24 protein-coding genes and 3 tRNA genes are annotated in these 23,906 nt (G+C 63.3%); 18 read left to right on the forward strand and 9 right to left on the reverse strand.

Annotated elements, in window-relative coordinates; genetic code table 11:
- Nucleotides 1–112: 112 nt before the first annotated feature.
- The gene (locus tag EKH81_RS11115) at nucleotides 113–871 is read left to right on the forward strand and encodes a VOC family protein (RefSeq protein WP_132057529.1); all 759 of its coding nucleotides are present in this window, start codon (nucleotides 113–115) and stop codon (nucleotides 869–871) included.
- A gap of 733 nt (nucleotides 872–1,604) precedes the next feature.
- Entirely contained in the window at nucleotides 1,605–3,770 is a 2,166-nt protein-coding gene (locus EKH81_RS11120) for a DUF7827 domain-containing protein (RefSeq protein ID WP_132057530.1), read from the forward strand.
- A gap of 190 nt (nucleotides 3,771–3,960) precedes the next feature.
- Here EKH81_RS11120 and EKH81_RS11125 read toward each other — a convergent pair whose 3' ends face one another.
- Both EKH81_RS11125 and EKH81_RS11130 read right to left on the reverse strand, forming a co-directional pair.
- Complete coding sequence (locus tag EKH81_RS11125) at nucleotides 3,961–4,359, reverse strand: PIN domain-containing protein (RefSeq protein WP_132057531.1); 399 nt, start codon at nucleotides 4,357–4,359, stop codon at nucleotides 3,961–3,963.
- Nucleotides 4,356–4,592 carry a hypothetical protein gene (locus EKH81_RS11130; protein WP_132057532.1) on the reverse strand — a complete coding sequence of 79 codons (237 nt, stop codon included), beginning with the start codon at nucleotides 4,590–4,592 and terminating at the stop codon, nucleotides 4,356–4,358. The genes EKH81_RS11125 and EKH81_RS11130 overlap by 4 nt, the downstream gene beginning before the upstream one ends.
- A 157-nt stretch (nucleotides 4,593–4,749) precedes the next feature.
- Between EKH81_RS11130 and EKH81_RS11135 the strand changes: the two genes are divergently transcribed.
- From EKH81_RS11135 to artA, 3 genes are all read left to right on the forward strand, one after another.
- Complete coding sequence (locus EKH81_RS11135; RefSeq protein ID WP_132057533.1) at nucleotides 4,750–5,013, forward strand: type II toxin-antitoxin system HicB family antitoxin; 264 nt, start codon at nucleotides 4,750–4,752, stop codon at nucleotides 5,011–5,013.
- Nucleotides 5,014–5,043: 30 nt separating this feature from the next.
- Entirely contained in the window at nucleotides 5,044–5,265 is a 222-nt protein-coding gene (locus EKH81_RS11140) for a type II toxin-antitoxin system HicA family toxin (RefSeq protein WP_202935130.1), read from the forward strand.
- 188 nt (nucleotides 5,266–5,453) lie between these two features.
- Nucleotides 5,454–6,392, forward strand: coding sequence for an archaeosortase A (gene artA / locus EKH81_RS11145; protein WP_132057534.1), 939 nt, complete (start codon nucleotides 5,454–5,456; stop codon nucleotides 6,390–6,392).
- Between the two features lie 302 nt (nucleotides 6,393–6,694).
- On the opposite strand, the gene dph5 is transcribed toward artA, so the two are convergent.
- Nucleotides 6,695–7,468, reverse strand: coding sequence for a diphthine synthase (dph5, locus tag EKH81_RS11150; protein WP_132057535.1), 774 nt, complete (start codon nucleotides 7,466–7,468; stop codon nucleotides 6,695–6,697).
- A gap of 96 nt (nucleotides 7,469–7,564) precedes the next feature.
- Between dph5 and EKH81_RS11155 the strand changes: the two genes are divergently transcribed.
- Together EKH81_RS11155 and EKH81_RS11160 are read left to right on the forward strand one after the other, a co-directional pair.
- On the forward strand, nucleotides 7,565–8,593 hold the full coding sequence (locus tag EKH81_RS11155; RefSeq protein ID WP_132057536.1) for a class I SAM-dependent methyltransferase: 1,029 nt from the start codon (nucleotides 7,565–7,567) through the stop codon (nucleotides 8,591–8,593).
- 62 nt (nucleotides 8,594–8,655) lie between these two features.
- Nucleotides 8,656–8,730, forward strand: a tRNA-Thr gene (locus EKH81_RS11160).
- A gap of 210 nt (nucleotides 8,731–8,940) precedes the next feature.
- Here EKH81_RS11160 and EKH81_RS11165 read toward each other — a convergent pair.
- Nucleotides 8,941–9,180 (reverse strand): hypothetical protein, encoded by a 240-nt coding sequence (locus EKH81_RS11165; protein ID WP_132057537.1) that lies wholly within the window; start codon nucleotides 9,178–9,180, stop codon nucleotides 8,941–8,943.
- 93 nt (nucleotides 9,181–9,273) lie between these two features.
- On the reverse strand, nucleotides 9,274–10,203 hold the full coding sequence (locus tag EKH81_RS11170; RefSeq protein WP_132057538.1) for an NAD-dependent epimerase/dehydratase family protein: 930 nt from the start codon (nucleotides 10,201–10,203) through the stop codon (nucleotides 9,274–9,276).
- A 197-nt stretch (nucleotides 10,204–10,400) separates the two neighbouring features.
- On the opposite strand from EKH81_RS11170, the gene EKH81_RS11175 reads away from it, so the two are divergent.
- Both EKH81_RS11175 and EKH81_RS11180 read left to right on the forward strand, forming a co-directional pair.
- The gene (locus tag EKH81_RS11175) at nucleotides 10,401–10,934 is read left to right on the forward strand and encodes an Rrf2 family transcriptional regulator (RefSeq protein ID WP_132057539.1); all 534 of its coding nucleotides are present in this window, start codon (nucleotides 10,401–10,403) and stop codon (nucleotides 10,932–10,934) included.
- Between the two features lie 246 nt (nucleotides 10,935–11,180).
- Nucleotides 11,181–12,338 (forward strand): NAD(P)/FAD-dependent oxidoreductase, encoded by a 1,158-nt coding sequence (locus EKH81_RS11180; RefSeq protein ID WP_132057540.1) that lies wholly within the window; start codon nucleotides 11,181–11,183, stop codon nucleotides 12,336–12,338.
- A gap of 80 nt (nucleotides 12,339–12,418) precedes the next feature.
- Here the strand turns inward: EKH81_RS11180 and EKH81_RS11185 are convergent, their stop codons facing one another.
- Both EKH81_RS11185 and EKH81_RS11190 read right to left on the reverse strand, forming a co-directional pair.
- Nucleotides 12,419–12,865: an FAD synthase family protein gene (locus EKH81_RS11185; protein WP_132057541.1), complete on the reverse strand. Its 447-nt coding sequence runs from the start codon at nucleotides 12,863–12,865 to the stop codon at nucleotides 12,419–12,421.
- Nucleotides 12,866–12,919: 54 nt separating this feature from the next.
- Entirely contained in the window at nucleotides 12,920–13,426 is a 507-nt protein-coding gene (locus EKH81_RS11190) for a Mov34/MPN/PAD-1 family protein (RefSeq protein ID WP_132057542.1), read from the reverse strand.
- Between the two features lie 189 nt (nucleotides 13,427–13,615).
- Here EKH81_RS11190 and EKH81_RS11195 point away from each other — a divergent pair, with 189 nt between their 5' ends.
- The gene (locus EKH81_RS11195) at nucleotides 13,616–14,278 is read left to right on the forward strand and encodes a class I SAM-dependent methyltransferase (protein WP_132057543.1); all 663 of its coding nucleotides are present in this window, start codon (nucleotides 13,616–13,618) and stop codon (nucleotides 14,276–14,278) included.
- Nucleotides 14,279–14,385: 107 nt separating this feature from the next.
- A tRNA-Gly gene (locus EKH81_RS11200) sits at nucleotides 14,386–14,456 on the forward strand.
- 269 nt (nucleotides 14,457–14,725) lie between these two features.
- Here the strand turns inward: EKH81_RS11200 and EKH81_RS11205 are convergent.
- Nucleotides 14,726–14,923, reverse strand: a complete 198-nt coding sequence (locus EKH81_RS11205; RefSeq protein WP_132057544.1) for a hypothetical protein — start codon at nucleotides 14,921–14,923, stop codon at nucleotides 14,726–14,728.
- Between the two features lie 131 nt (nucleotides 14,924–15,054).
- Here EKH81_RS11205 and EKH81_RS11210 point away from each other — a divergent pair, with 131 nt between their 5' ends.
- On the forward strand, nucleotides 15,055–15,600 hold the full coding sequence (locus EKH81_RS11210) for a hypothetical protein (protein ID WP_202935124.1): 546 nt from the start codon (nucleotides 15,055–15,057) through the stop codon (nucleotides 15,598–15,600).
- On the opposite strand, the gene EKH81_RS11215 is transcribed toward EKH81_RS11210, so the two are convergent.
- The gene (locus EKH81_RS11215; protein ID WP_132057545.1) at nucleotides 15,585–17,918 is read right to left on the reverse strand and encodes a DUF2298 domain-containing protein; all 2,334 of its coding nucleotides are present in this window, start codon (nucleotides 17,916–17,918) and stop codon (nucleotides 15,585–15,587) included. The genes EKH81_RS11210 and EKH81_RS11215 overlap by 16 nt on opposite strands.
- Before the next feature lie 193 nt (nucleotides 17,919–18,111).
- On the opposite strand from EKH81_RS11215, the gene EKH81_RS11220 reads away from it, so the two are divergent.
- From EKH81_RS11220 to EKH81_RS11245, 6 genes are all read left to right on the forward strand, one after another.
- Nucleotides 18,112–18,186, forward strand: a tRNA-Met gene (locus EKH81_RS11220).
- 382 nt (nucleotides 18,187–18,568) lie between these two features.
- Nucleotides 18,569–19,264, forward strand: coding sequence for a type 1 glutamine amidotransferase domain-containing protein (locus tag EKH81_RS11225; RefSeq protein ID WP_132057546.1), 696 nt, complete (start codon nucleotides 18,569–18,571; stop codon nucleotides 19,262–19,264).
- Nucleotides 19,265–19,321: 57 nt separating this feature from the next.
- Nucleotides 19,322–19,597 carry a hypothetical protein gene (locus tag EKH81_RS11230; protein ID WP_132057547.1) on the forward strand — a complete coding sequence of 92 codons (276 nt, stop codon included), beginning with the start codon at nucleotides 19,322–19,324 and terminating at the stop codon, nucleotides 19,595–19,597.
- A gap of 141 nt (nucleotides 19,598–19,738) precedes the next feature.
- On the forward strand, nucleotides 19,739–21,778 hold the full coding sequence (locus tag EKH81_RS11235; RefSeq protein WP_132057548.1) for an ABC transporter substrate-binding protein: 2,040 nt from the start codon (nucleotides 19,739–19,741) through the stop codon (nucleotides 21,776–21,778).
- A gap of 178 nt (nucleotides 21,779–21,956) precedes the next feature.
- On the forward strand, nucleotides 21,957–22,946 hold the full coding sequence (locus tag EKH81_RS11240; RefSeq protein WP_238392170.1) for an ABC transporter permease: 990 nt from the start codon (nucleotides 21,957–21,959) through the stop codon (nucleotides 22,944–22,946).
- Complete coding sequence (locus EKH81_RS11245) at nucleotides 22,947–23,903, forward strand: ABC transporter permease (RefSeq protein ID WP_132057549.1); 957 nt, start codon at nucleotides 22,947–22,949, stop codon at nucleotides 23,901–23,903. It begins immediately after the preceding gene.
- Nucleotides 23,904–23,906: the final 3 nt, after the last annotated feature.

Here is a 23,906-nt window from a genome sequence, read left to right on the forward strand (position 1 = left end):
CGTCCGGGGGCTTTCTGGGACGTAACAATCCCCGTCTCGTCTGAATCGCTTTCCGACACTCCTTCCGCGAACAGTAGCCTTTTCGCTCCGGAAGCCCGAACGTTTCAAACGCATGAACGCGACACTCGACCACGTGATGATGCGCGTCGAAGACCTCGACGCGGCGCTCGACTGGTATCAGGACCACCTCGACTACGAGGAGACGGGGCGCTGGGAGGCCGACACCTTCACGAACGTCTTCCTCGCGCCCGAGGGCGCACACGAGGAGAGTGCGGCCCTCGAACTCACGTACAACCACGACGGTCGCTCCTACGAGATGGGCGACGCGTGGGGACACATCGCGGTCCGCGTCGACGACGTGTACGACGCCTACGAGGAACTGATGGACGAGGGCGTCGAGGACTACCGCGACCCCGATTCCTGTGGCGGGTCGTACGCCTTCGTCAAGGACCCCGACGGCCACGAGGTCGAAATCGTGGAGCGCGACTACGGCGCCGAGTGGAGCCTCGACCACACCATGATTCGGGTCGAGGACGCCGACGAAGCGCTCGGGTGGTACACCCGAAAGCTCGAATACGAGCACACCGGCCGGTGGGAGTCCGACACGTTCGCGAACTACTTCATGAAGCCCGAGGACGCGGCCGACGAGGCGATGGCCGTGGAGCTGACGTACAACTACGACGGCCGCTCGTACGAGATGGGCGACGCGTGGGGCCACCTTGCAGTCCGGACCAGCGACCTCGATTCGGCGTGGGACAGCCTGATGGAACGCGACGCCGAGGACTACCGCGACCCCGAATCCTGCGACAATCGCTACGCGTTCACGAAGGACATGGACGGCCACGAAATCGAAGTTGTGACGCGGGACTGAATCGTGGCATAAAGGGCGAACCGCTCGACAAATTCTGAGACGCGTGAAGCGACGAAATCGCGGACGACGCGCGTTCGGTCATCCGCGAAGGGCGCGAGCGAACCAAGGAAAAGGCGGCCGAACGGTACGAATCGGCTCGGAATCGCGACCCTGTTCTCTCCCGGAGAAGTCGCTCGTTTCTCGCGGTATCGCTCGGTGAAACTCCCCCGCTCCCCGTAAGGCCTAAGCTACTCGCGGTAGTGGCCTTGACACCGACCGAGGAAAGTGCAGTCCGTCTCGGGAGACTGTCCTTGCGTGCATCGGTCCTCGACGACGCGATTCCTCTAGGAGTGTCGCGCGAGCGCGCACGAAAGTCCCGTAACTAGAGTCGATAGAGAGACACGAAGTGCTGACCTGACCACTACCGCTACACAATCGAACGAGCGGTACTCGGAAAAGATACTCAAACCCGAGTACGAAATCTGTCATTGACCTCCACCCCCGTCGCGTAAGCAACCGCAACGCCCGCGTAACGGCAGCTTTCGACTTCCGAGAACGGACGTGTGAGCCGTTCCCACGCCCGAATAGCGGTTAAGATAACACAAAGTATTTACCACGCCCGCTAAATTAGTTGAACTGTACCCCTACCCATGGTGCCAGTGTTGAGTACAGGTGGTCCACACCCGGAAACGCCGGGTTACGCAAAAAGGACTACGGGAAAGATGCTGTCGCCGACCGAATAACCAAACCAAACATGACAAGCAATACAAAGAAACTTCGCGCGGTCTTCCTGGCTGCGCTTATGGTGGCGTCTGTGTTCGCAGGCACCGTAGCCTTCGCGGGTTCCGCCGCGGCGGTTAGCGCCAACGACGCAGACGACACTCTCGACGACGGCGAGCGGTATTGGCAGGGTGAGACCCTGTACCTGGACAGTGGTAACAACAACGTGGAGTGGGAACTTCACTCGGTTGAAGATGATGGCAGTGGTAGCTCAGGCGTTGACACTGACTTCGAAAGTGAAATCACTTTCGACGACGGTGCAATCCTTGACACCGCGGGTCTTGAAGACGGCGACTATGTCATTGTTGACGAAAGCGGTAATTACGTCACATTCGATAGCAACGGCGTCGAAGACGGTACTGATACCGTCGACAATGCACTTTGGTCCCTCGCAGTCCAGGACTTCGAAGTGACTGCGGACCCCGTTAACGTCACGAACGGTGCGGGCGACGAGAGTAACACCACGTTCGAGTTCGACTCGAACCGCGGTAGTTACGATGTCGACGTGACGGCCGACGGACTCGACCACGAGGAACTCGCAGACATCTTCAACACCTCGCAGTACAACGACCGTGCTGTCTACGAAGATGACGACAAAGCCGTAATCACGGTCTCCGACGAACTCGAGGGTGACTTCGATGGAATCGACACCGGCGAGTACGACATGGAGTTCGACGTGAACGACACTAGCGCCGAGGACACCGCCACGGTCAACGTGACCGAGCCCGAGGACGCTTCCATCTCGCTCCCGAATAGCGTCGTCTCGGAGGAGAACGGTGACGTCGCCGAGTTCACTGTCGACATCGAGAATACCGACACCGCTGATGTTCAGATTGGTGGCTCGGACAGTAACTTCATGGTCAACTTCTCCGTCACCGACGAGGATGACGACGACGAAGTGACCGTCGAGTTCGACACCTCGAAATCTTACAGTGGTAGTGCGAGCGACATGGTTGACGTTGCAGGCGATGACAGTATCGACACCAGCGGAGACTACGGCGTCTACAGCGGTGAGAACTTGGACGCTGGTGGCCTGAGCGATGTCGTCGGTAACGGGAACTACGACCTTACGGTCTACCAGCAAGGCTCCGACAGCCGCGAAGACAAGACGAGCCTCCGTCTGACCCAGCGCTCGACGGACGACCTCAACACGTGGGTCCATGCTGATGCGGGCAGCTACCCCAGCGACGTTGACGAACTCCTCGAGGGTGTCTCGGAATCTGACACCATCGCACAGAACGACCTCGTTGTCGTCGAAACCCAAGCGTCGGGTATCTACGGCAACGTCAGCGGTGCTGGCGACTTCGGCGGCGCAAACGACTCGAAGCACGGTGTCTTCCTGAACGTCACGCAGACGAACGAGGGAGCCAACGCGCAGCCGAACGAGTTCAACGCGACGACCGCAAACGCATCGTACTTCGACGCGGAGAACAACACGTTCTTCCTCATCTTCGACACTGACGGTCACAGCATCGAAGCTGACGACGAGTACGAAGCAGAATTCAAGATCAGTGACGCACACAGCTTCACTGACGAGGAAGAGAGTGTTTCAGGCGACTTCAGTGTCCCTGAGACGAATCTCGAACTCAGCAACCTGAACGACAACGACGAACTCGAGCTCCCGAACTCCGAGGACTCTGAGGTCTCCGGTACGAGCAACCTCGCGCCCGGCACCGAGGTCACCCTCGAAGCCGAGTCCGAGAGCGACTACTGGTCGACCTCCGGCGAAATCGACTCCGACGGGGAGTTCTCCGGTGAGTTCGACTTCTCCGGACTCGACAACGGTACGGAACTCGAGATAACCGCCTCGGCTGACAACGTTGAGGACGCCACCGCTGACGCGATGGTCCTCGACAGCGTCGACCAGGGCGAGGACAACGAGACGGAGACGACCACGGAGGAGACGACCACGGAAACGACCACCGAGGAAACGACCGAGGAAACGACCACCGAGGAAACGACCGAAGAGCCCGACACCACGGAAGAGCCTGACACCACCGAAGAGCCCGAGACCGACGAGGGCGACGGTGACGACGGCGACGGTGACGGTGGCGACGGCGGCATCCCCGGCTTCGGCATGGGTGTTGCCCTTGTCGCACTGCTCGGTGCCGCGCTCCTCGCGCTCCGCCGCAGCAACTGAATAGCTGACTAATCACCGAACCCTTCAGGGTTCGATTCGCTTCGCGGTTCCATTTTTTCGGACCTACACCGACCAGCGATAGCTGGTACGTGAGCACCACGACCTGTTCTAGCGAACTGGTGGACCAATACCTACGAGACACTCGAATTCAGCAGTTTTCGAAAATCAAATGTAGCCGTCGGTTCCGTTTTCAGTACGTTTCCACTTCGATGTCAGGGAACTTCTCGAAATCCGCGACGTTGTCGGTGAGAACCGGCTCACCGAACCGGTCGGCAACCGCTCCGATGACCGCGTCCGGTGTATCGACACCGCTATTGCCTCCGTGCTGGTGATCCGACTCAGCTAGCAGTTCGCCTGCCCGGAGCGCTGTGCGTTTGTCAACGGGCACGAGTGGGTACATCTGCAGGAGATTCTGCACTCGTCGCTGTTCGTCCGGCGAGTCGGTGAAAACCGCGCCGTACTGCAGTTCCATCACGGATGGCACTGCCACGCGCTGTACCGCGTTCGAGTCGTACAGTTCGACGGCTTTTTCGAACGCATTTTGTTTACCATCCTTTAAATCGAGCAAAAACGACGTGTCCAGAATCATTCGAACCGCTCGCGAATATCTGCACGGCGCTCTCGACCCCGATCGCGTTTTTGCTTGATTGCCTCGCGCATCTCTGCAGCGGTCTCGTCACTTTCGCCGATGATCTCTGCGAGGGCGTCCGGGGATGGGCCACCCATCAGTCGCCGCAGTGCATCCTCCATCGTTTCGTCACCTCGCTTGTGGGCTTTCACGACCTCGTGGAAGCGCTCCGAAACGCGAATCGTCTTGGTCATACGGTGTCTTTGTATGTACGCAATTATTAGTGTTAGCTTCAGGAAGGGGCGGTGCGCTCTTCACGGTCTTCCTGAGCAACTGAATTTCGGGCGTAAACGAAGCGCAGGCGCTAGCGCAGCCAAGCACTTATTCCGCCGGTCGGTCTAACTTGAGCCGATGAGCACCACGACCGACGACCACGTCGGAGAGGGTGTCGAGTTCACCTACGAGGATGGTCTCGTCACTGCGCGCGACCTCGAAACCGTCGTCGCATCCAGCGGGCGGTCGAAGTCCGATGCGCTCGCGATGCTCGCGGAAGCCCTCGAACTCCACGAAGGCGGTGGCGAACCCGTCGACGACGAAGACGAATTTTTCGCCACAATCGGGATAGACCTCGATGGAATCGAGGACGACGAATCACCTCCACCGTGGCTCGCGTAGATGGTGTACGCTGATTTCGACGGGTGAGACATCGTCAAGGCGCTCCGTTCGAAACGCTACAAACCGGTCGGGCGCACCGGTAGCCACGTCAAGCTCCGGTACGAGCATCCTGACACCGGTGCGGTTCGCATCGTCACGGTTCCGCTTACTGATTCGGACCGAATCTCTCAGGACACGTACCGGTCTATCGCCGAACAGTGCGGTGCGAAGGACTTCGAGGAGTGGGCCGAGTGGATAGACCGCAACTGCTGATACCTTGTTGCCCACCAAATACGACCGGGTTCGATTCGCTTCGCGACACCATTTTTGGACTCTACACCGACCAGCGATAGCACCGCCGCTCGCGGAAACGCCGTGTTTCCACCGCGCTAAGCCGACGTTAACAGACTCGACCGGAGCCGACACCTCTTTATTCGGCGCGCGCTTGCTACCGAGTAACCGTGAGTACAGCCCTCACCGACGCGCTCGCGTGGCTCTCCGTCGGACTGTTCGGCGCGGCCGTCGTCCTCGACTGGTACGACGGTACGCGCGGTCGCGGCCGAGCGCGCTACCTCGCGTCGGGCGCGTGGGTCGTGTTTGGCGTCTTCTGGCTGGTGTTGTTCCCGCACTTCGCGTTCGAACAGCGGAGTTTCATCGAGGGTGCGCTCAGCCTCGCCGCGCTTCCGGCGTGTCTGTACGCCGCGTATCTGCTGGCGCAGGGTCGCGAGACGCTCTTCATCCTCTCGCGCGCGGTCGCGTTCATGGGTCTCATCTACATGCCGTTCACGATGATTTCGCCCGCGAAGACGTGGCTCATCGAGCTCGTGACGATGCAGGGCGAGTTCGTGATGCGGACGATGGGCTACGAGTTCGAGGTCATCCAGCACGAGCGCGACCTCTGGGGGACGTACCTGTTCGTCCACCCGACGAAGGGCGAGTTCACGACCAACGTCCTGCTGGCGTGCACCGGACTCGGGAGCATGGCCATCTTCGGCGGCCTCATCGCCGCGGTTCGCGCGCCGCTCCGCCGAAAGCTCCGGGCACTCGCCATCGCCATCCCGGTCATCTGGGTGCTGAATCTCGCTCGCGTGGTGTTCATCACGCTCGCGTTCAGCTTCCAGTGGCTCCAGATATTCGTGGACCCGATTTCGGGGCTGGTGGGGTACGACAACCCCAACATGGTGTCGTACTTCATCTCCGACCGCGTCATCGCCCAGAGTCTCTCGGTGGTGGCGCTGGTAGGTATCGCGTGGGCCGTGGCCCGCGAGGTTCCCGAGATACTGACCGTCGCCGAGGACGTGCTCTACATGGTGACCGGCGACGAGTACGACCTCCACGATGCTGTGGGCTCGGACCACGCTGTGGAGACGGCTGTTCGGGCGGATGGTGAAGGCGAGTAGGAGTCGCTTTTTCGTAGTACGTGGACTTTCTTGACGGGAATGCGGTTGAGGATTCCCGAAATAGAAGCGCAAAATCGTGAAGCTAGCTACTCCCGGTACCTAGGGGAGACCGCACAGCTCCGCACCCGCGACAGCCACACGCCTCCCCAACCGCCTGCGGTCCTCACTCCGTTGCGGTCCTCAGCCCTCGCGCGTGTCGATGCGACGCCAAACCACGGCGTCGCACCAGCACGCGCCGGATTGAATGGTGAGAATGAGTTTCGAGACGGCAGGAAGAAATTCTCGAAACGGGTGACTGGGTTCTACTCCACGTCGAGCAGGTCTTCGGGCGCGTCGGCCAACGCTGCGAGCGCGTCGGCTTCGATGTGGTGGAGGTCGCCCGGCACCACGAGGAGGTGGAGCGGGTCGCCGAACTCCCGGTCGGCGAGCGCCGAGAGGCGGTCGGCGGCCACGAGGGGTTCGGGGCTCCCGGCGCGCGCGACGGCGACCGCCAGCACGTCGTCGTAGCCCTCCGCGAGCAGTCGGGCGGCGTGGTCGGCGGTCATGTACTCGCCGCGCTGGGCTTTGATGTCGAGGTAGACCAGCGTGTGCAGGCCGCGGTCGCGGTTGTCCGAGAGCACGTCGGTCACGCTCGCCGGGAGGCCGTCCGCGCCGTGGGCGTAGTCGAACGGGAGCGTGGTCGCCTTCCCGAACCGGTAGTTCTGGAGGCCAGTCAGCCCGCTCGCCGCGGATTCGGCGGTGGGAGCGTGGACGACCCGCGTCTCGATACCGCGCTCCTCGGCTCGCAATCGGAGGTCCACATGGGTAGTCGAAATCATGGTGTCGCCCGCGGTGAGAAAGACCGCGTCACCCGTCTCGGCCGCCCGGAGGATGTCCTCGGGGTCCTGTTCGACGCCTGCGCGGTCTCGGACCTCGATGTCCGTATCGTGGTAGGCTTCGAGGTCCTCGACGCTCGCGCCGAGTAGCGTGCTGGTGTAGAACTCCGCGAACGCGCGGTCGGCGTCGCGGATGGCGTCTCGACCCTCGACCGTGACGGAGCGCTCGTCGTAGAGTCCGAGTCCGACGAAAGTGAGCATGGACGATGTAGGGGCCGGACGCGGCTATAGCCTTTCGAGTCTCGGTCGTCGAACCGAAACGCCAGCGTTAACGCTGAACCGTTCCACGCTACGGATATGAACGTGCCGTGCGTGCGCGTCGAGCGCGAGCGCGGCGAGGAGACCCGCCGGAGGCTGGCCGAGGCGGACCTCCTCGCCCACGACTACGAAATCGAGGCCGAGGAGGGGTGGCTCTACGTCCCGGTCGCCGACGCCGAGGCGGTGCCCGCGGACCTGACGGTCGTGACTCGCGCGGTCGGCGAGCGCGACACGCGGGACACCCCCGCGGACCTGCTCGGCTTCGAACCCACCTACGAACGCCTCGGCGACATCGTGATTCTCGACGAGGACGACCCCGAGCGCGCCCGCGACATCGCCGACGCGGTGATGGCCTCCGACCTCCCCGTCAGAGCGGTCATCAACCGCGCCTCGAAGGTCAAGGGCGAACTTCGCGTTCGAGACTGGGAGGTCCTCGTGAGCGACGGGACCGAGGCGAGCGAAGCGACCCGAGGGGCCGAAGACGCGTCTTCCGAAACGGAGACCGTCCACCGGGAGTACGGCTGTGAGTTCCTCCTCGACGTGGCCGAGGTGTACTTTTCGCCTCGGCTCGCGACCGAGCGCCATCGGGTCGCCGAGCAAGTCGAACCCGGCGAACGCGCCTTCGACATGTTCGCCGGAGTCGGCCCGTTCGTCGTCCCCTTCGCCGAGCGCGGCGCGGAGGTCGTCGGCGTGGACCTGAACGAGCGCGCGGTCGAGTACCTCCGGGGGAACGCCCGCAGAAACGGCGTGGCCGACCGCGTCACCGCGATTCAGGGCGACGTGAGAGACGTGGCAGAGGGGTACCACGACTGGGCCGACCGCGTCGTGATGAATCTGCCCCACAGCGCCGACGAGTTCCTCGACACCGCGGTCGCAGTCGCGGGCGACGACTGCGTGATTCACTACTACGACATTCAGCACGAGGACGACCCGTTCGGGCCGGGCGAGACCGCGATTCGGGCGGCCGCCGAACCCGAGTACGAGGTCGAAGTCCAGACTCGCCACGTGGTTCGGTCGTACGCGCCCCACGAACTCAACGTCTGTCTCGACGTGCGACTGACTCGCTAAGGGCGTGCGATTTCGGAACGCTTATTTTGTCTGTAGAGGGTAGTAAGGAGTACGGACTGAGCGCCGGTGTAGCTCAGACTGGCTAGAGCGATTCCTTCGTAAGGAATAGGCCGAGGGTTCAAATCCCTCCACCGGCTTTCTACTTCGATTCGACTCTCGGAGTCACGACTCGGCGGCGAACTGTTCGAAGGGAGAGTGATTCGGGTGGCGGCAAGGGGCGATGTCAGAGATGTGGCGCAACGACCGATGCTGGGTGGCTTTCCTGCCGCCGGTTACTCTACAGGACCGACCCCGTGTAAATTCAGCCCCTATAATGAGAGGGTTTCTCACTCGTAGAGGACGGCTCCTTACTCGTAGATTCGTTCGCGCTCGCGCGAGCGCGACCGTCCCGACCCGCCGTTTCCGCCGACGAACTTCGAGACCGCGAGGTACGCGAGATACAGTAGCCCCGCGAGCAGGAGGAGCGAAACGACTGCACTCACCACCCACGAGACGATGCCGAGGAGGATGCTGACCAGTTCGAGGACGACCCACAGGACGACGACTGCGAGGAGCGCCCAACCGCCGATTCGGAGCCAACGGGACATACTCGCCCGGTTCGTCTCCGGTCCACATTAATGTTTGCTCGGGACGACGAAAGCGTTCACACCGGGTATCGGCCCGTCCGGCGTCCCGCGCCGTCACTCGTACTGCGAACAGACCTGTTCGATACCCTCCTCGAAGCTAATCTCGGGTTCCCACCCGGTCGCGGCCGTCATCTTCGAGGGGTCGGCCATCGTGTCGTGGACGAACATGGTCTCGGGAATCGGGTTCTCGACGTGTTCGGGTTCGACGTCGGCACCGAGTGCCGCCGCCAGCATCTCGACCACTTCGTTCGCGCTGTACGATTCGCCGGTCCCGAGGTTGTAGATGCCGGTGAGTTCGTGGTCGGCCGCGAGTTCGAGGCCGCGAACGACGTCGGAGATGTGGGTGAAATCGCGGGTGTGCGACCCGTCGCCGTAGATGACCGGCGACTCGCCGTTGGCGATGTCGTCGGCGAACTGCGAGATGATGTTGGCGTACTCGCCTTTGTGTCCCTCCGACCCGCCGTAGCCCTGATACACCGAGAAGAATCGCATCCCCGCGACGCTCAGGTCGTGGGCGTTGGCGAAGTACTCGCCGTAGCGTTCGCGCGCGAGCTTCGACGCCTCGTAGCCGGTTCGGGCTTCGACGTCCATCTCCTCGGGCGAGGGTTCGGTCCGGTCGCCGTAGATGGACGAGGTAGTCGCGTACACTACTGTCTCACACCCGTCCTGTCGGGACTGTTCGACCGCGTTGGCGAACCCCTCGACGTTGACGCGCGCGCCGCGCCGAAGTCCGTCGATGCTGTCTTCGTGCATGGTGAGCGACGACAGCGCCGCGAGGTGAAAGAGCACGTCCACGTCTTCGGTCGGGAGATCGTCGTCCAAGACGCTCGCTTCGTGGAATTCGACGGCGTCGTCGAGGTTCTCGGGAGTCCCGAGATAGAGGTCGTCGAGCGCGAGTACGTCGTTGTCCGCCGCGAGATGGTTCGCGAGGTTCGACCCGATGAAGCCCGCGCCGCCGGTGACGAGGACGCGTTTGCCTTGCATGGTTGGTCGCTCCGTCGCCACCGATAAATCGGTGTCGTTCTCTCACCCGGAGCGGGAGATAACGTCCGGGGCGGACGCGGGCGGCGTCTCGGCCTTCGAATCGACGAGACGAGTCGATTAAGGCGGTCGATGCGCAACCGTCAGTCGTCCTCGTCGGTTCGTCGCATTTAAGGAAATCTATTACCAAGGTTTTCCCAATGTCTACCATCGAACTGACGCCGAGCCAGAAAACGATACTTACCGCCCTGGTAAACCTCCACCGGGACACCGAGGACGCGGTCAAAGGCGAGGATATCGCCGCCGAAGTCGACCGCAATCCGGGCACCATCCGGAACCAGATGCAGAGCCTGAAGGCGCTCCAACTGGTCGAGGGCGTCCCCGGCCCGAAGGGCGGCTACAAGCCGACCGCCAACGCCTTCGAAGCGCTCGACGTTCAGAAGATGGACAGCGCCGCCGAGGTTCCCCTGTTCCACAACGACGAGCAGGTCGAGGACTCCAACGTCGAGGAAATCGACCTTTCGAGCGTTCACCACCCCGAACTCTGCCGCGCCGAGATTCACCTCCAGGGGTCGGTCCGGAAGTTCCACGAGGGCGATATCGTGCGCGTCGGCCCGACGCCGCTCTCGAAACTCGTTATCGAGGGCGCAGTCGATGGCAAGGACGACACCAGCAACATCCTGATTCTGAAAATCAATTCGATGGAGGCCCCGAGCGAGACGCCCGCGCACTAGCGTCGTCGCCTCGCTTTTTCCACTCCCGTCGCCCTGCCTTTTCATTACCGTCGTCGTCCCCACCCTCTGCTCCGAGTTCTACTGCGCCCGAACGCGCGACGGAGTCGCGCGTTCGGGGTGCTACCGACGCGATGATGCCGTCTCGATTTTGCGTCGCCAACGCGGCGACGAATCGTGGGAGAGACTCTCACTCATCCGGATTCGGCTTTCAAAGCCTTTGTATCACAGGACTTCGGACTGTCCGGTATGACGGAAAAGGTCGTCGTCCTCGGTGCGGGGTACGCCGGGGCAGGCGCGATTCAGCGACTCGAAGACGAATTGGACACCGCGGACGCCGAACTCACGTGGATTTCGGACACCGACTACCACCTCGTTCTCCACGAGGCCCACCGCGCCATCCGCGACCCGAGCGTCGAGAGCGATATCACGATTCCGGTCGGCGACATCGCCGCCCGGACGACGGAGTTCGTGCAGGCGACCGTCGAGAACGTCGATACCGACGGTCAGACGGTCGAACTCGACGGCGACGACGACGTGGACTACGACTATCTCCTCGTCGCGCTCGGGAGCCAGACCGCCTACTACGGCATCCCCGGCATGGCCGAGAACGCGCTGACCCTGAAGAACCTCGACGACGCGCTCGAAATCCACGAGCAGGTCACGCAGGCCGCGACCGACGCCACCCGGAACGACCCCGCGACGGTCGCCATCGGCGGTGCGGGCCTCTCGGGCATCCAGACCGCGGGCGAAATCGCGGAACTCCGCGACGAGCGACGCGCGCCAATCGACATCTACCTCGTGGAGGCGCTCGACGAAATCATGCCCGGACAGGACTCGGAGCTACAGGGCGCGGTCCGTCGTCACCTCGAAGAGGCCGACATCGAGATTCTGACCGACGACCCCATCACCGAGGCCGACGAGGAGACCATCCATTTCGACGAGGGCGACCCCCTCGACTATGACGTGTTCGTCTGGACCGGCGGCATCACGGGCCGCGATGCGATGGCCGACTCGGGTCTCGACAACGAACACAACCGCGTCACCACCGAGTCGAACTTCCAAACGAGCGACGACCACGTGTTCGCCATCGGCGACTCGGCCATCATCGACCAGGGCAACGACCCCGCGCCGCCGACCGCGCAGGCCGCGTGGCAGGCCGCGGAGGTCGCCGGTGAGAACATCGCTCGCGCAATCTACGGCCAACCGCTGGAGACGTGGACCTACGACGACAAAGGGACGCTCATCTCGGTCGGCGAGAAGGCGGTCGCCCACGACGTGGACGCGATTCCGGTCCGGACGTTCAACTCCTACCCGGCCCAGTTCCTGAAGAAGATGGTCGCCGCGCGCTGGATTGCGGGGCTGACCTCGTGGCCCCGCGCGCTGAAGGCGTGGGACTCGCTGTAGCGTCGAATCCCGATTGATTCACTGTAGAATCGACCGCCGACTTTCGGCGGGAAGGCTGATTTTCGGCGGTTCGACCCGTTTCAGGCCCGCTCTTCGAGAATCCGGTCGATGATTCGACCCGAGGACAACAGTTCACCGTCGTACTCGGGGTCGCGCGGACTCGCACGCCGGACCGAACACTCGACGCCGCGCCGCGCGAGTTCGTCCTCGATGGCGGCCTCGTCGTGGTGCTGGTCGTAGCCGAGCGCGATGATGTCGGGCCGGAGTTCCTCGATTGGCGCGAAGATGTCCTCGGGGTGGCCGACGCGGGCGTCGTCCACCGCGTCGAGCGCCGCGACCACGTCGCGGCGCTGGCGGTTCGGCAGAATCGGGGGTTGTTTGTGGGTGACGTTCTCCCTGCGCGCGACGATGACCGTGAGGCGGTCGCCCATCGCCGCGGCGTCCCGGAGGTAGTGGACGTGACCGGGGTGGAGGAGGTCGAAGGTGCCCTGCGCGACGACGTGTGTCGTGGTGTCCTCGTGATTCATTCTGCGTCCTCGTCGTTCATTTCGTGTCCTCGCCGTTCATTCTCTCCTCGTGGCTCATTTCGTCTCCTCGTCGAAGTTGTAGTCCAACTCGGCGTCGATGTCGGCCTGCGTGAAATCGAAGAAGGATTCGCCCTCGGGGAGCGACACGTCGAGTACGTCGAGGTCCCGAGGTTCGCCTTTCCGGTCGAACGCCTGCCAGTCGCCCTTCTCGTAGGGGTAGCCGATGATGATGTGGACCTTCCCTCGGCCGAACGTGGCGAGGTCGGCGTCGCTCGGCCGGAGGACGCCGTTCGGGTGGGAGTGGACCGACCCGACCGAGTTGAAGTCGTTGGGGACTTGGCTGGTCTTGACCGTGGCGCTCACGGGGTTCGACTCGGTGCCGGGGATGACCAGCACGTCGGTGATGACGGTGCCGTTGCGGTCGAGACCGAGCGAGCGCGCGTCCTCGCCACGCAGGAAGCCCATGTACTCGTGGGGATGGGCGTCTTCGGACGCCGCGAGCGCGAAGTCGAGCGCGTCCTCGGCGATGCCGAGAATCTCGCTCGAACGGAACAGCCGCATGGTGAACCCTCCGACCGGGCGCGTTCTAAAGGTTGCGAACCGCCGGGCGGAGTCGGCGTTCGAAGCCACCCCGAACTGACTCCCGACGACCCCGCTGACCCCGCCGACTCCGCCGACTTCACCGACTTCACCGACTTCGCCAGCATCGAACCCGGTGGCATTTTACCGGCCTGCCCCCCACGAACGAGCATGGAAGACGCGGACGACGACCCCCGGGACCCCGCGGAAATCCGGGCGACTTACGACCGAATCGCGAGCCACTTCTCCGAGACCCGCGAGTACCCGTGGCCCGAAGTCGAGTCGTTCGTGGCCGACGGAGGCCGCGTCCCCGCAGCCCTCGACCTCGGCTGTGGCAACGGTCGGCACGCCGAACTGCTCGCCGACCGCGCGGACCGCGTGGTGGCCGCCGACGCGAGTGCGGGCCTGCTCGCGGAAGCTCGCGCCCGCGCGAGCGAACGGGGGTTCGACGCCGACCTCGTGCAGGCCGACGCCGCGAGGCTTCCGCTTCGAAGCGAGACGGTGGGACTCGCGGTGTACGTCGCCACGCTCCACCACCTCCCGAGTCGGGCGGCGCGCATCGCGAGTCTGGGCGAACTCGCGCGAGTGTTGACTTCCGACGGTCGCGCCTTGGTCAGCGCGTGGAGCACGGCCCACGACAGATTCGACCGCGAGACGGGGTTCGACACCACGGTCGATTGGACCCTGCCGGGCGGCGAGACAGTCGAGCGATTCTATCACATCTACTCGCCCGAGGAGTTCGAGGCCGACGTGGCCGAGAGCGCGCTGGAGGCGACGACCGTCGAGATTTCGAGCGGGAACTGTTACGCCACGGTCCGTCGGGCGAAACAGTAAGGCCCTTAACGTCGGGCGATGAACTTCGGGATGCGAAACGAGCGCCGGTGTCTGACCGAGCGAAGCGAGGTCAGGCTCGGGGCGCGAGCGAACGAAGTGAGCGAAGCGCGCCGGTGGTCTAGTGGCAGGACCTGAGCCTTCCAAGCTCATGGCCCGGGTTCAAATCCCGGCCGGCGCATTCTACTCGAACACAACGAACGAGGAGCGGTAACGACGAGTGAGTCTGTGAGAGAATGGACCCTGCGGGATTCTGAACCCTGTCAGTCGCACGCCCGCGCAACGCAGTGAGCAGGAGCGTCTGACTCCGGTTCAAATCCCGGCCGGCGCATTTCTGCCGAACGTAGAGTCGGAAGTCGCTACGCTGGCGATTCGAATCTTTGAGTCTCTGTTTCTGATAGCTCGACCAATCGCGCGTTTCGGCGCTCTGCGAGCGCCGAAACGCGCGACTCAGTCCAGATACCGGACCATCACGGTCGCCACGACGAGCGCGACCAGCGCGGTGACGCCGGTCGAGGCGACTCGCATCGTTCCGGTCGCGTCGTTCGCGACCCAACTCGCGACCGCGACGAGGCCCACGCCGAGCAGAATCAGCCAGAGTTCGAGTCGTTCGATGCCGAAGACGGTGTCGGCTCCCCCGGTTTCCATACGTCACCCTGCGACAGCGTCGTCAAATAGCTACCGAGGTTCGGCGGGGCGTTCCCGACCGAGTTTCCCGTTCGCGAAGCCACCAACACTTTCGCGCGGAGCGTCGAGAGTCGCGCTCGGGAGAACTCAAAATGTTTCCGACGAGCGACGACGCCAGAAGCGGTGCCGAGACGACTGCCACCGAGGTCCGCGAGTCCGACGACGACGCCGGACCGCGGCCGCGAATCGCTCGCCTCCGCGCGCTCGCGCTCGGGTCGGTCGCGGGTGCCGTCGCGACCGGCGTGATGACCGCGTTTCGGATGCCCATCAGCCACTCGCTCCCGCCGACGGGTCCGTTCTGGGCGAAGTACGTCGGCGGCGGCGACCCCGACCAGTACGTTCGGGAGGCGCTCGCGCTCCATCTCCTGTACGGGACCGGAGCAGGGGCGGTCTTCGGCGTGGCGGTGTCTGGCGCGCTCGCTGGCGCGAAGTCGGAGGTCGAACGCGAGCGCCGGGCGACCGCGCTCGGCGTAAGCTACGGACTCGCGCTGTCGGCGTTCGGGATGAAATTCCTGCTGGAGCGACTGCTGGAGATGGATTTGGACCCCGACGAACGACTGCTGTTCCACCTCGGTCACGTCGTCTACGGCCTGACGCTCGGCGCGTGGTTCGGGTCGAATATCTACAGTTCCGACTGATTCACCCGGTAGACGACGACGCCGTCGTTCCGGAACGCTTCTTCGATGCCGGGGTACTCCGCGAAGTCGAGGTCCGAAGAGTCGTACTGCTCGCGTTCGAGCGGCCCGACGTAGACGTACTCCACGTCGTACTGCTTGAGCAACTCCGCGCGGTCGCTCCACTGGCCCTCGTAGATGAGGTCCACTTCGCTGGCCCGGAACTCGGCGGCGTCGTGGCCGCGGTAGACGCCTTCCTGCCACACCCATCCGACGACGGTGGGGACGCCGGTCAGCGAGGAGGCGGGACTCGACCACGTGTACACGTCGTAGCCCGGCGCAGTGGCGACGTGGGGTTGGCCCTCTCTGTCGTCGAGCCAGTGGATAGCCTCGACCTCGTGAGGGTGGCTCGATTCGAGGTACGCGAGTCCGTCGAGGGTCGCGTCGTCGGGACCGACGACCTCGCCCTCGGGCGCGAAGTGGTCGCTCATCGCGAACGCGCCGTACATGCTCGTGGACGCGACGAGTAGGACCGCGAAGCCGGTCATCGCGTCGGCTCTCGACACTCGTCCGACTCCGGGGAACGACCAGTTTCCGGGGTTCGCCTCCCTGCTCATCAGGGTCGCGAGCGCGGCCCCGGCGGCCGGACCCCACAGCACCCACACCTGCATGTACACCTTGAACACGGTGTTGAATCGCTCGGTCGCGGCGTTGTCCTGTACGTAGGCGAACTCCACGAGCGTCACGAGTCCGGCACCCGCGACGACGAGGACCGTCTCGTAGCCGGTGTCGCTCTCGGTTCTGAGGAGGAGCCACCCGACCAGAATCAGCGGCGCGACCAGCGCCAACACCGCGTAGTCGGCGAGCCACGCGAGCGCGACGAGTGCGCCCGCGAGCAGGCCGAACCGGGCGGGGTCCACCGAGAACGACTCGCGCGCCCGTGGCCAGAGGTAGAGCGCGAACACCGAGAGAAACGCCCCGAAGACGACCAGGAGACCGGTCGCGCTTGCTGGCGTCGGGAGGAGTCCGAGGCTCCGATTGCTCGCCGACTGGAGCAGGATTCCGGCGACGAACGGCGACGCCCAGACGACGGTGAGGACCCCGACGACCGCGGTCGCGGCGAACGCCCCCGCGATTCGGCGCGCCTCCGCGAGCAGGGCGTCGCCCGGCGACGCCTCACCGCCGTTCGAGACCGCGGCAGTCGCGTCGCGGCTCTCTACGACCGCCGAAACGCCGGGAATCAGCGAGAGCGGGTCGGCGGGCGCGAACACGAGCGCGAGCCACACCACCCCGAGTCCGGTCGCGAAGCTCCAGACGTTGACCATCGTGAGCAGCGCGACTACGGGGGGAAGGACCCCGAGGAAGAGCGTTCGACGCCGACCTCGATTCTCGGACGGCGTTCGGTAGTACGCGTAGCCGAGCGCAGCGATGAGCAGGAGGAACTGCGTACTCAGCATGTGGCCGTGGAGGTCGCCGTTGTAGAACGCGAACAGCGGGAACTCGTTGATGGTGTCGGGAATCACCCGACTCGGTGCCCAGTAGCCGAACTCGCTCAGACCCTCGCGGACGAGTTCGCCCGAGTAGGGTTCGGCCATCGTGGCCGCGATTCGGTCGGCGACCCCCGTCGCGAGCGAGCCGGGGAGGAGCCAGACGAGTCCGGTCACCGGCACCACGAGGTTGCTCGCGAAGCCGACCAAGAAACCCCCGAGAACGCCGCCTGCCCGCCGGGGTGCGCCTCGGGCGTCCGCCATCGCGGCCGCGAGTCCGTACGCTGCGGTGACGAGCGAGGCGTAGAATCCCGAGAGTGCGAGGTTGTACCCGTACCGCGGTGCGGTGTCGGTGAGGTGGGTGAGTATCGCGGCCATCAGGTGGCCGCCGTAGTAGTAGAGAACGTGGTCGCCCGCCCACCACATGTCCTCGGGCGGGAGCGCGTCGCCGCGCAGCAGCGACTTGTAGATGCCGAAGTCGAGGAACTTCTCGCCGCCGCCCGGGACGATTGCGGGGTCGATAGCTCGGACAGCGACGAGGAACAGGAACGCGACGGTGAACACCGCGGCGGCGTCGGCATACTCGCGCGGACGAATCGACGCGTTCGAATCGTGCCAGACGAGGACCGCCGACAGCCCCGCGAGCGCCCCAACCCCGACGAACGCGGTCCAGCGACCGAACCCGACGTGGCCGACCCAGTAGACCACGGTGGTCGCGACCACCAGCGCGACCGGGAGCGAGAGGGTCGCGCCCCGGTCGGGAAACCGGGGAAACAGCCGAGCCGCGACCGGGAGGCCGACGAGCGCGAGCGCGTGAAACGCGACCAGCCACAGCAGGACGAGCGCGTACTCCATCGACTGATACGCGAGCGACGAACCGATAAACATCTTGGGGTTTATCGGCACCTCGCACGGCAGGTCGCGGTCGAAACCCGGTACTGACGCCGAGGACTGGCGAACTCGGTGTCGGCGCTCGACTCACCGGCAAAAACTCGCATACGGCAATTGAATCACAATCCTTATCTGTCGAACGCGGTTACGAGATAGTAGCGGGATGGGATAGCCAGGAGATTCCGGCGGGCTCATAACCCGCAGACCGGTAGTTCAAATCTACCTCCCGCTACTTTTCAAAAATTCAGACGGTGAGCGACGAGCGTAGCGAGGAGCGAACCCGAATTTTCGAAAATCATACGGAGTAGATTTGAACCAGGGAGTGGAGCGAAGCGGAACGACCGTGGTTCAAATCTACCTCCCGCTATTTTTGAGCGAACTACGTCGGCGCGGAGACGAAGTTCTCCGCGCCTCCTCTGTGAGCGAAGAATTGCTTCGGAGTAGATTTGAACGAGGCGAGACGCACGCCCGCGCAGCGTAGCGAGCAGGAACGTCTCGGCGTTGTTCGAATTGCCGTTTCACTACTGTGTCGAAACCCGGCACGCTCCGAGAAAAAGCGGCAACTCGACGGGAAGCCCCGCCGCTTATTGAACTACGGACCGTTACTGCTCACGATGGCATCAGTACTGTTCGTCGTGAGCGAGGAGGGCTACTGGGGAGAGGAGTGCATCGACCCGCTACAGACGCTCTCGGAGACCGACGCCGACATCGACGTGGCGACCCCGAGCGGGGGACCGCCGGTCGTTGACGAGCGCTCGATAGACCCCGAGAATGTAGGCGAAGAGACCGCAGAGCGCGTCAAAGAGGCCCACGAAAACGACCAGCGACTCCAGAACCCGATGCCGATTGCGAAGGCCGACCCCGAGATGTACGACGCGGTGGTGTTCCCCGGCGGCCACGGCACCGAGTGGGACGTGAATCAGGATAGACACGCCCGCGCCCTGCTCCGCGAGATAGTCGAGCGCGAGGACGGCGGCAAGGCGATGGTCGTCTGTCACGCGGTGGGACTGTTGGCGTTCGCGCGAGACAGCGATGGGGGATTTCTGGTGGCGGGTCGCGACGTGACCGGCTTCCCGAACGAGTGGGAGGAGGGAATCGTGGACGACGACGACTGCATGCCCGACGGTCGAAAGCTTCCCTACTGGGTCGAAGACGAGGTGAAGGCCGCGGGCGCGAACTGGGACGCCGAACTCGATTCGGACACGAGCGTCACGACCGACGGCGACCTCATCACCGGGCGCGGTCCCGAGTCGTCTCACGCCGCCGCGATGGCGCTCGTCGAGGCGCTCGGCACCACACCGCCCGCGTAGGCCGGAACGCACACTTTTATCACCCGTCTGTCCTCACCGGTAGATGAGGTCATACTCGTGATAGGAACGCGCGGAGTTCTCGCGGTGATGGCTGGCGCGGTCATGACGGCCGGACTGATAGCCGCCCAAACCGAGCGGCGACTCCTCGGTACGTGGCTCACGATGGTCGGATTCGTGTTCGCTTCGATGTGGTCGATTATGAGCATCTTCTGGGCGCAGTCGAATCCGAGTCCGCTCGAACCCGAGTCGTGGATGTTGCTGTCTTCGATGGCCGTGTCCGCGACGGTGTATTTCGGCTATCTCGGTCTCTACGGCGACGGTTTGGGCGAGTGAGGCGTTCGGAGAGGGTGCTTCTCGAGGAGCTGTCGAAGGGGAGTTTAGAACTCGCGATACTTATACCGAGGTCGATTAATGTATACAACAACGTAATCAATAACCAGTAGATTTAAATGTGTATTCATCCAGCAATTTGGTATGCCACACCGGCGCAATCGTTCGAACGGTACCGACGGAAGCCGACGAAACTTTCTGAAGGCGAGCGGTGCTGGAGCCGTCGCACTTTCTCTTGCTGGCTGTAGCGGTGGCGAGAGTGAACAGGGAACGACCGAGGAGTCGGGAGACACCGAAGCGACCGAGACCACCGAGGAGACGGTCGCCGAGAACACGAGCGATTCCGACGAAATTCCGCAGGGCGGAACCCTCGTGTACGGAATGAGTTCGAACCCCGACACCTCGAACTACCTGATGGCGGGGAGCGTCTACTCCGCGGTTGCGCTCGACCTCGTCTACGATTACGGTGTCGAAATCGACCCCGTCACCTACGACATCCGGCCGTGGGCGTTCACCGACTGGGAACTCCAGAACGAGGACGCCGACCAACCCGAAGTCGTGTTCAACGTTCGCGACGACCTCACGTGGAACGACGGCGAGGATTTCACCATCGAGGACGTCATCTTCTCGCACGACTACATCATCGAGAACCAGGTCGGTGAGTTCTCGACGGTCTGGAACAACATCGAGAGCGTCGAAGAGGACGACGGCGACTGGGACTGCCGGATGACGCTGACTCAGCAAATCGGGACGTGGGACTCCTCCGCGCTCGGCGCGTGTCCGATGCTTCCCGAGCACATCTGGTCGGACGTGGACGACTTCGAGAACTACGACCCGATGGAGGAACGCGAGAACGGTCCGGTCGGCACCGGTCCCGGCATACTCACCCAGTTCGACCCCGACACGTCGATGCAGATTCAGTTCCGAGACCCCGAGGAGTACCCCCTCACCGACCAGGACTGGATAGACGAACACGACAACCTCGTCGCGGGCGGACCGTTCCTCGACCAGGTCAACTTCCAGGTGTACGGCGAGGAAGCCGCGATGACCCAGGCGTTCATGCGCGGGGAAATCGACACCCACTACGGCACCCTCGACACCGACAAGATTCCGGAGGCGCAGGACACCGACGGACTCGGCCTCGTGAAGGGCTACGACAGCGGGTTCTCCTACATGGGCATCAACTGCCGTCGCGAACCGCTCGACGACGTCGCACTCCGTCAGGTCGTCTCGTTCTGTTTCGACGACTACTACTGGACCCAAGAACTCCAGCAGGACTACGTCTACGAGGGTGACTTCGCGCAGTCGCCGGGGTACTCGGGCGTCAGACCCGAAACCGTGTTCGACGGCGAACTCCTCGAAGACCCCGCCACGCAGGCGTTCACGTTCCGCGGCATCGACGAGAGTGCCGACCCCGACGTGGAGGCCATGCGGGAGTTCCTCGAAAACGGTGAGGTCATCGACGGTTCGGAGGGCACCTACGCGGGACAGGAGTACCCCGGGTCGCTCTCCGGCGCCGAAGCCTCCCAGTCGGAGGCCAAGTACGACTACACGTTCGAGGAGGCCCAGTCGAGCGAACTCGAAGACTACTCCGAGGAGGAACTGTACGTCGATGGCGAGCCGATTTCGGAGGTCATGAACGACGGTGCCATCACGATTCTGATGGACCCGCCGAGCGACTACCCGAAACAGAGCCAAGCGTTCGAGCGCTGGTCCGAGAACATGAAGAAGGTCGGTATCCCGGTGAAGCTCGAACCGACCGAGTTCAACACCATGAGCGACATGGTGTACTACGACGCCGAGTTCGACGTCTACGAGATGGGCTGGGGCGGCACCGGCGTGTTCGGTACGTCGGTCCGGTCGTTCTTCCACTCGGACTTCGCCAAGGAGGCCTACGAGGAGGAGACGTACGCGTACAATTCCACGGGGTACGGCGTCGCTGGCGGCAGCAGCGACGAACTCATCATGGACGCCTACACCGAGATGGACCCCGAAGCCCGGAACGAGAAGTTCGCGACCGCGCTCGAAAAGGTCTACCTCGACATGCCGTACATGGTTCGTGACTACGCCAAGATGCGGTGGCCGATGAACACCGCCGACTTCACCGGCGCGGTCGAGCCCATCGTGGACCCCGCGTACGCCAACTGGCACTGGCAGGCGTATCACCTCCATCAGACAGAATAACCCCGCAACTGCGGCCGTTTTTTGCTGGTGGCGAGAGCTCGCACGAAGGCTTATCACAGCCGAACGGGGAGATAGGACAAGAACCACTACATTAATAATGAATCTATCCGATGACGCACATACAATACTCGGCGAGTTTGGATATGGTACACGATAGCTCGATACGGAGTGAAACGAGATGACACGAATTAGCGCACGCTACCTCGGCAAGCGGGTCGTGGTGTCGTACATCACCCTGTTGGTGATAATGACCCTGCTGTTCGCGCTGTTGCGTAGCATGCCGGGAACGTTCCTGGCGTCGATGATAACCCCGGAGATGACGCCCGAGCAGATAGCGCGTCTGGAGGAAGTGTGGGGTCTCAACGAACCGCTCTGGGTGCAGTACGTTGACTTCATGGTCAACTACCAGACCGGCGAGTTCGGGATGTCGCCCACCCGTCGCGTGCCGGTGTGGGACGTTATCGTCCGCCGGCTTCCCCGGACGCTGATTCTGTTCGGCGCGGGGTTCATCGTGGCGTACATCGTCGGCCCGCTGGTCGGCATGTATCTGGGCTGGTGGCGCGGGTCTCGTAAGGACAAGTCGATTTTCGCCAGCAGTCTGGTGATGTACTCCATGCCGTCGTTCTGGGTGGCGTGGCTGTTCATCTGGTTGTTCAACTACGAACTCGGCTGGCTCAAATCGACGTACATGTTCACCAAGTTCCCCGAGTTCGAGTGGACGATAGTCACGACGCTGACCGACGTGTTACACCACATCACGCTTCCGCTCCTGAGCATCTCGTTCGTCGGGTGGGTCGGGGCGATGCTCGTGATGCGACCGTCGATGAACAACGTGACCGAGGAAGATTACGTCTTCCTCGCGCAGGCGAAGGGACTCAGCGAGCGAACCGTGATGATAAAACACGCCGCGCGAAATGCGCTGATTCCGGTCGCGACCCAGGCCATCGTCGGCCTGGCGTTCCTCATCGACGGGAGCATCCTCATCGAGCAGGTGTTCAGTTGGCCGGGCATCGGCGAGCTAATCGTCAGTTCCGTGCTGGAGAAGGACTACCCCATCGCGCAGGCGTCGTTCTTCATGCTCGCCGTGATTATCATCGTGATGCGACTGCTGACCGACGTGGTGTACACGTACCTCGACCCGCGAATCAAGTTCGGGGGGGGACAATAGATGTCTACACAATCAGAGAGCCGATTCGAACTCGACACGATTCGAGAACGCTGGGAGCCGCGCATCGAGCGATTCAAACGCGGATGGGCACGCTACACGACCCACAAGATGGGCGTCATCGGTCTCGTCATCCTGGTCATATACATCCTGTGGGCGCTGTTCCCGTCGGTCTTCGCACCGCACGAACCCGCGTGGAAGGCGTACGTCGGCTACGAGAACACCCGATGGACCGCAGAGCAGTCCGCGTCGCTTCCCCACCCACCCGCGTTCGGCGACCCGTTCTTCGCACCGCTCGGCACGAACGCAAACGGAAACGGCATCTACACGCTGTTGGTGTACTCCGCGAAAGACGCGCTGTACATCGGCTTCGCGGCCGGACTCCTGTCGAGTCTGGTGGGCGTCCCGCTCGGACTCATCAGCGGCTACTACGGCGACACCTGGATAGACGAGACCATCCAGCGCATCGTCGACGTCATGTACGGCCTGCCGTTCCTGCCGTTCCTCGTCGTGCTGGTCGCCATCCGGGGGGTCAACACGACGAACATCATCCTCGGCATCGCCATCACGTCGTGGCTCAACAACTGCATCCTGATACGCGGGGAAACGCTGTCGCTGAAAGAGCGGGCGTACATCGAGTCCGCGAAGGTCGCGGGCGCGAGCGACACCCGAATCGTGTTCCGACACATCATGCCCAACGTCCTGCCGCTGGCGTTCGTGTTCCTCGCACAGGACGCCGCCATCGCCATCATCACGCAGGCGTCGCTGGCGTACCTCGGACTCGCGGACTTCACCGCGAACTCGTGGGGCATCATGATAGAGAACGTCAAAGCCCACGGCTACATCTACGAAGCGCCGTGGTGGCTCATCCCGCCGGGACTCGCGATTACCTCGATTGCGGCAGCGTTCTACTTCATCGGCTTCTCGATGGAGGACGTGACGAACCCACAGAAGGAGTGACAG

Origin of the sequence: Halorussus amylolyticus, from assembly GCF_004143485.2 — an archaeon.
GTDB lineage: Archaea > Halobacteriota > Halobacteria > Halobacteriales > Haladaptataceae > Halorussus > Halorussus amylolyticus.

Coding starts and splice junctions, on each gene's coding strand:
- EKH81_RS11115 (WP_132057529.1), top strand. CDS start 113: ATGAACGCGACACTCGACCACGTGATGATGCGCGTCGAAGACCTCGAC.
- EKH81_RS11120 (WP_132057530.1), top strand. CDS start 1,605: ATGACAAGCAATACAAAGAAACTTCGCGCGGTCTTCCTGGCTGCGCTT.
- EKH81_RS11125 (WP_132057531.1), bottom strand. CDS start 4,359: ATGATTCTGGACACGTCGTTTTTGCTCGATTTAAAGGATGGTAAACAA.
- EKH81_RS11130 (WP_132057532.1), bottom strand. CDS start 4,592: ATGACCAAGACGATTCGCGTTTCGGAGCGCTTCCACGAGGTCGTGAAA.
- EKH81_RS11135 (WP_132057533.1), top strand. CDS start 4,750: ATGAGCACCACGACCGACGACCACGTCGGAGAGGGTGTCGAGTTCACC.
- dph5 (WP_132057535.1), bottom strand. CDS start 7,468: ATGCTCACTTTCGTCGGACTCGGACTCTACGACGAGCGCTCCGTCACG.
- EKH81_RS11155 (WP_132057536.1), top strand. CDS start 7,565: ATGAACGTGCCGTGCGTGCGCGTCGAGCGCGAGCGCGGCGAGGAGACC.
- EKH81_RS11165 (WP_132057537.1), bottom strand. CDS start 9,180: ATGTCCCGTTGGCTCCGAATCGGCGGTTGGGCGCTCCTCGCAGTCGTC.
- EKH81_RS11170 (WP_132057538.1), bottom strand. CDS start 10,203: ATGCAAGGCAAACGCGTCCTCGTCACCGGCGGCGCGGGCTTCATCGGG.
- EKH81_RS11175 (WP_132057539.1), top strand. CDS start 10,401: ATGTCTACCATCGAACTGACGCCGAGCCAGAAAACGATACTTACCGCC.
- EKH81_RS11180 (WP_132057540.1), top strand. CDS start 11,181: ATGACGGAAAAGGTCGTCGTCCTCGGTGCGGGGTACGCCGGGGCAGGC.
- EKH81_RS11185 (WP_132057541.1), bottom strand. CDS start 12,865: ATGAATCACGAGGACACCACGACACACGTCGTCGCGCAGGGCACCTTC.
- EKH81_RS11190 (WP_132057542.1), bottom strand. CDS start 13,426: ATGCGGCTGTTCCGTTCGAGCGAGATTCTCGGCATCGCCGAGGACGCG.
- EKH81_RS11195 (WP_132057543.1), top strand. CDS start 13,616: ATGGAAGACGCGGACGACGACCCCCGGGACCCCGCGGAAATCCGGGCG.
- EKH81_RS11205 (WP_132057544.1), bottom strand. CDS start 14,923: ATGGAAACCGGGGGAGCCGACACCGTCTTCGGCATCGAACGACTCGAA.
- EKH81_RS11210 (WP_202935124.1), top strand. CDS start 15,055: ATGTTTCCGACGAGCGACGACGCCAGAAGCGGTGCCGAGACGACTGCC.
- EKH81_RS11215 (WP_132057545.1), bottom strand. CDS start 17,918: ATGGAGTACGCGCTCGTCCTGCTGTGGCTGGTCGCGTTTCACGCGCTC.
- EKH81_RS11225 (WP_132057546.1), top strand. CDS start 18,569: ATGGCATCAGTACTGTTCGTCGTGAGCGAGGAGGGCTACTGGGGAGAG.
- EKH81_RS11235 (WP_132057548.1), top strand. CDS start 19,739: ATGCCACACCGGCGCAATCGTTCGAACGGTACCGACGGAAGCCGACGA.
- EKH81_RS11240 (WP_238392170.1), top strand. CDS start 21,957: ATGACACGAATTAGCGCACGCTACCTCGGCAAGCGGGTCGTGGTGTCG.
- EKH81_RS11245 (WP_132057549.1), top strand. CDS start 22,947: ATGTCTACACAATCAGAGAGCCGATTCGAACTCGACACGATTCGAGAA.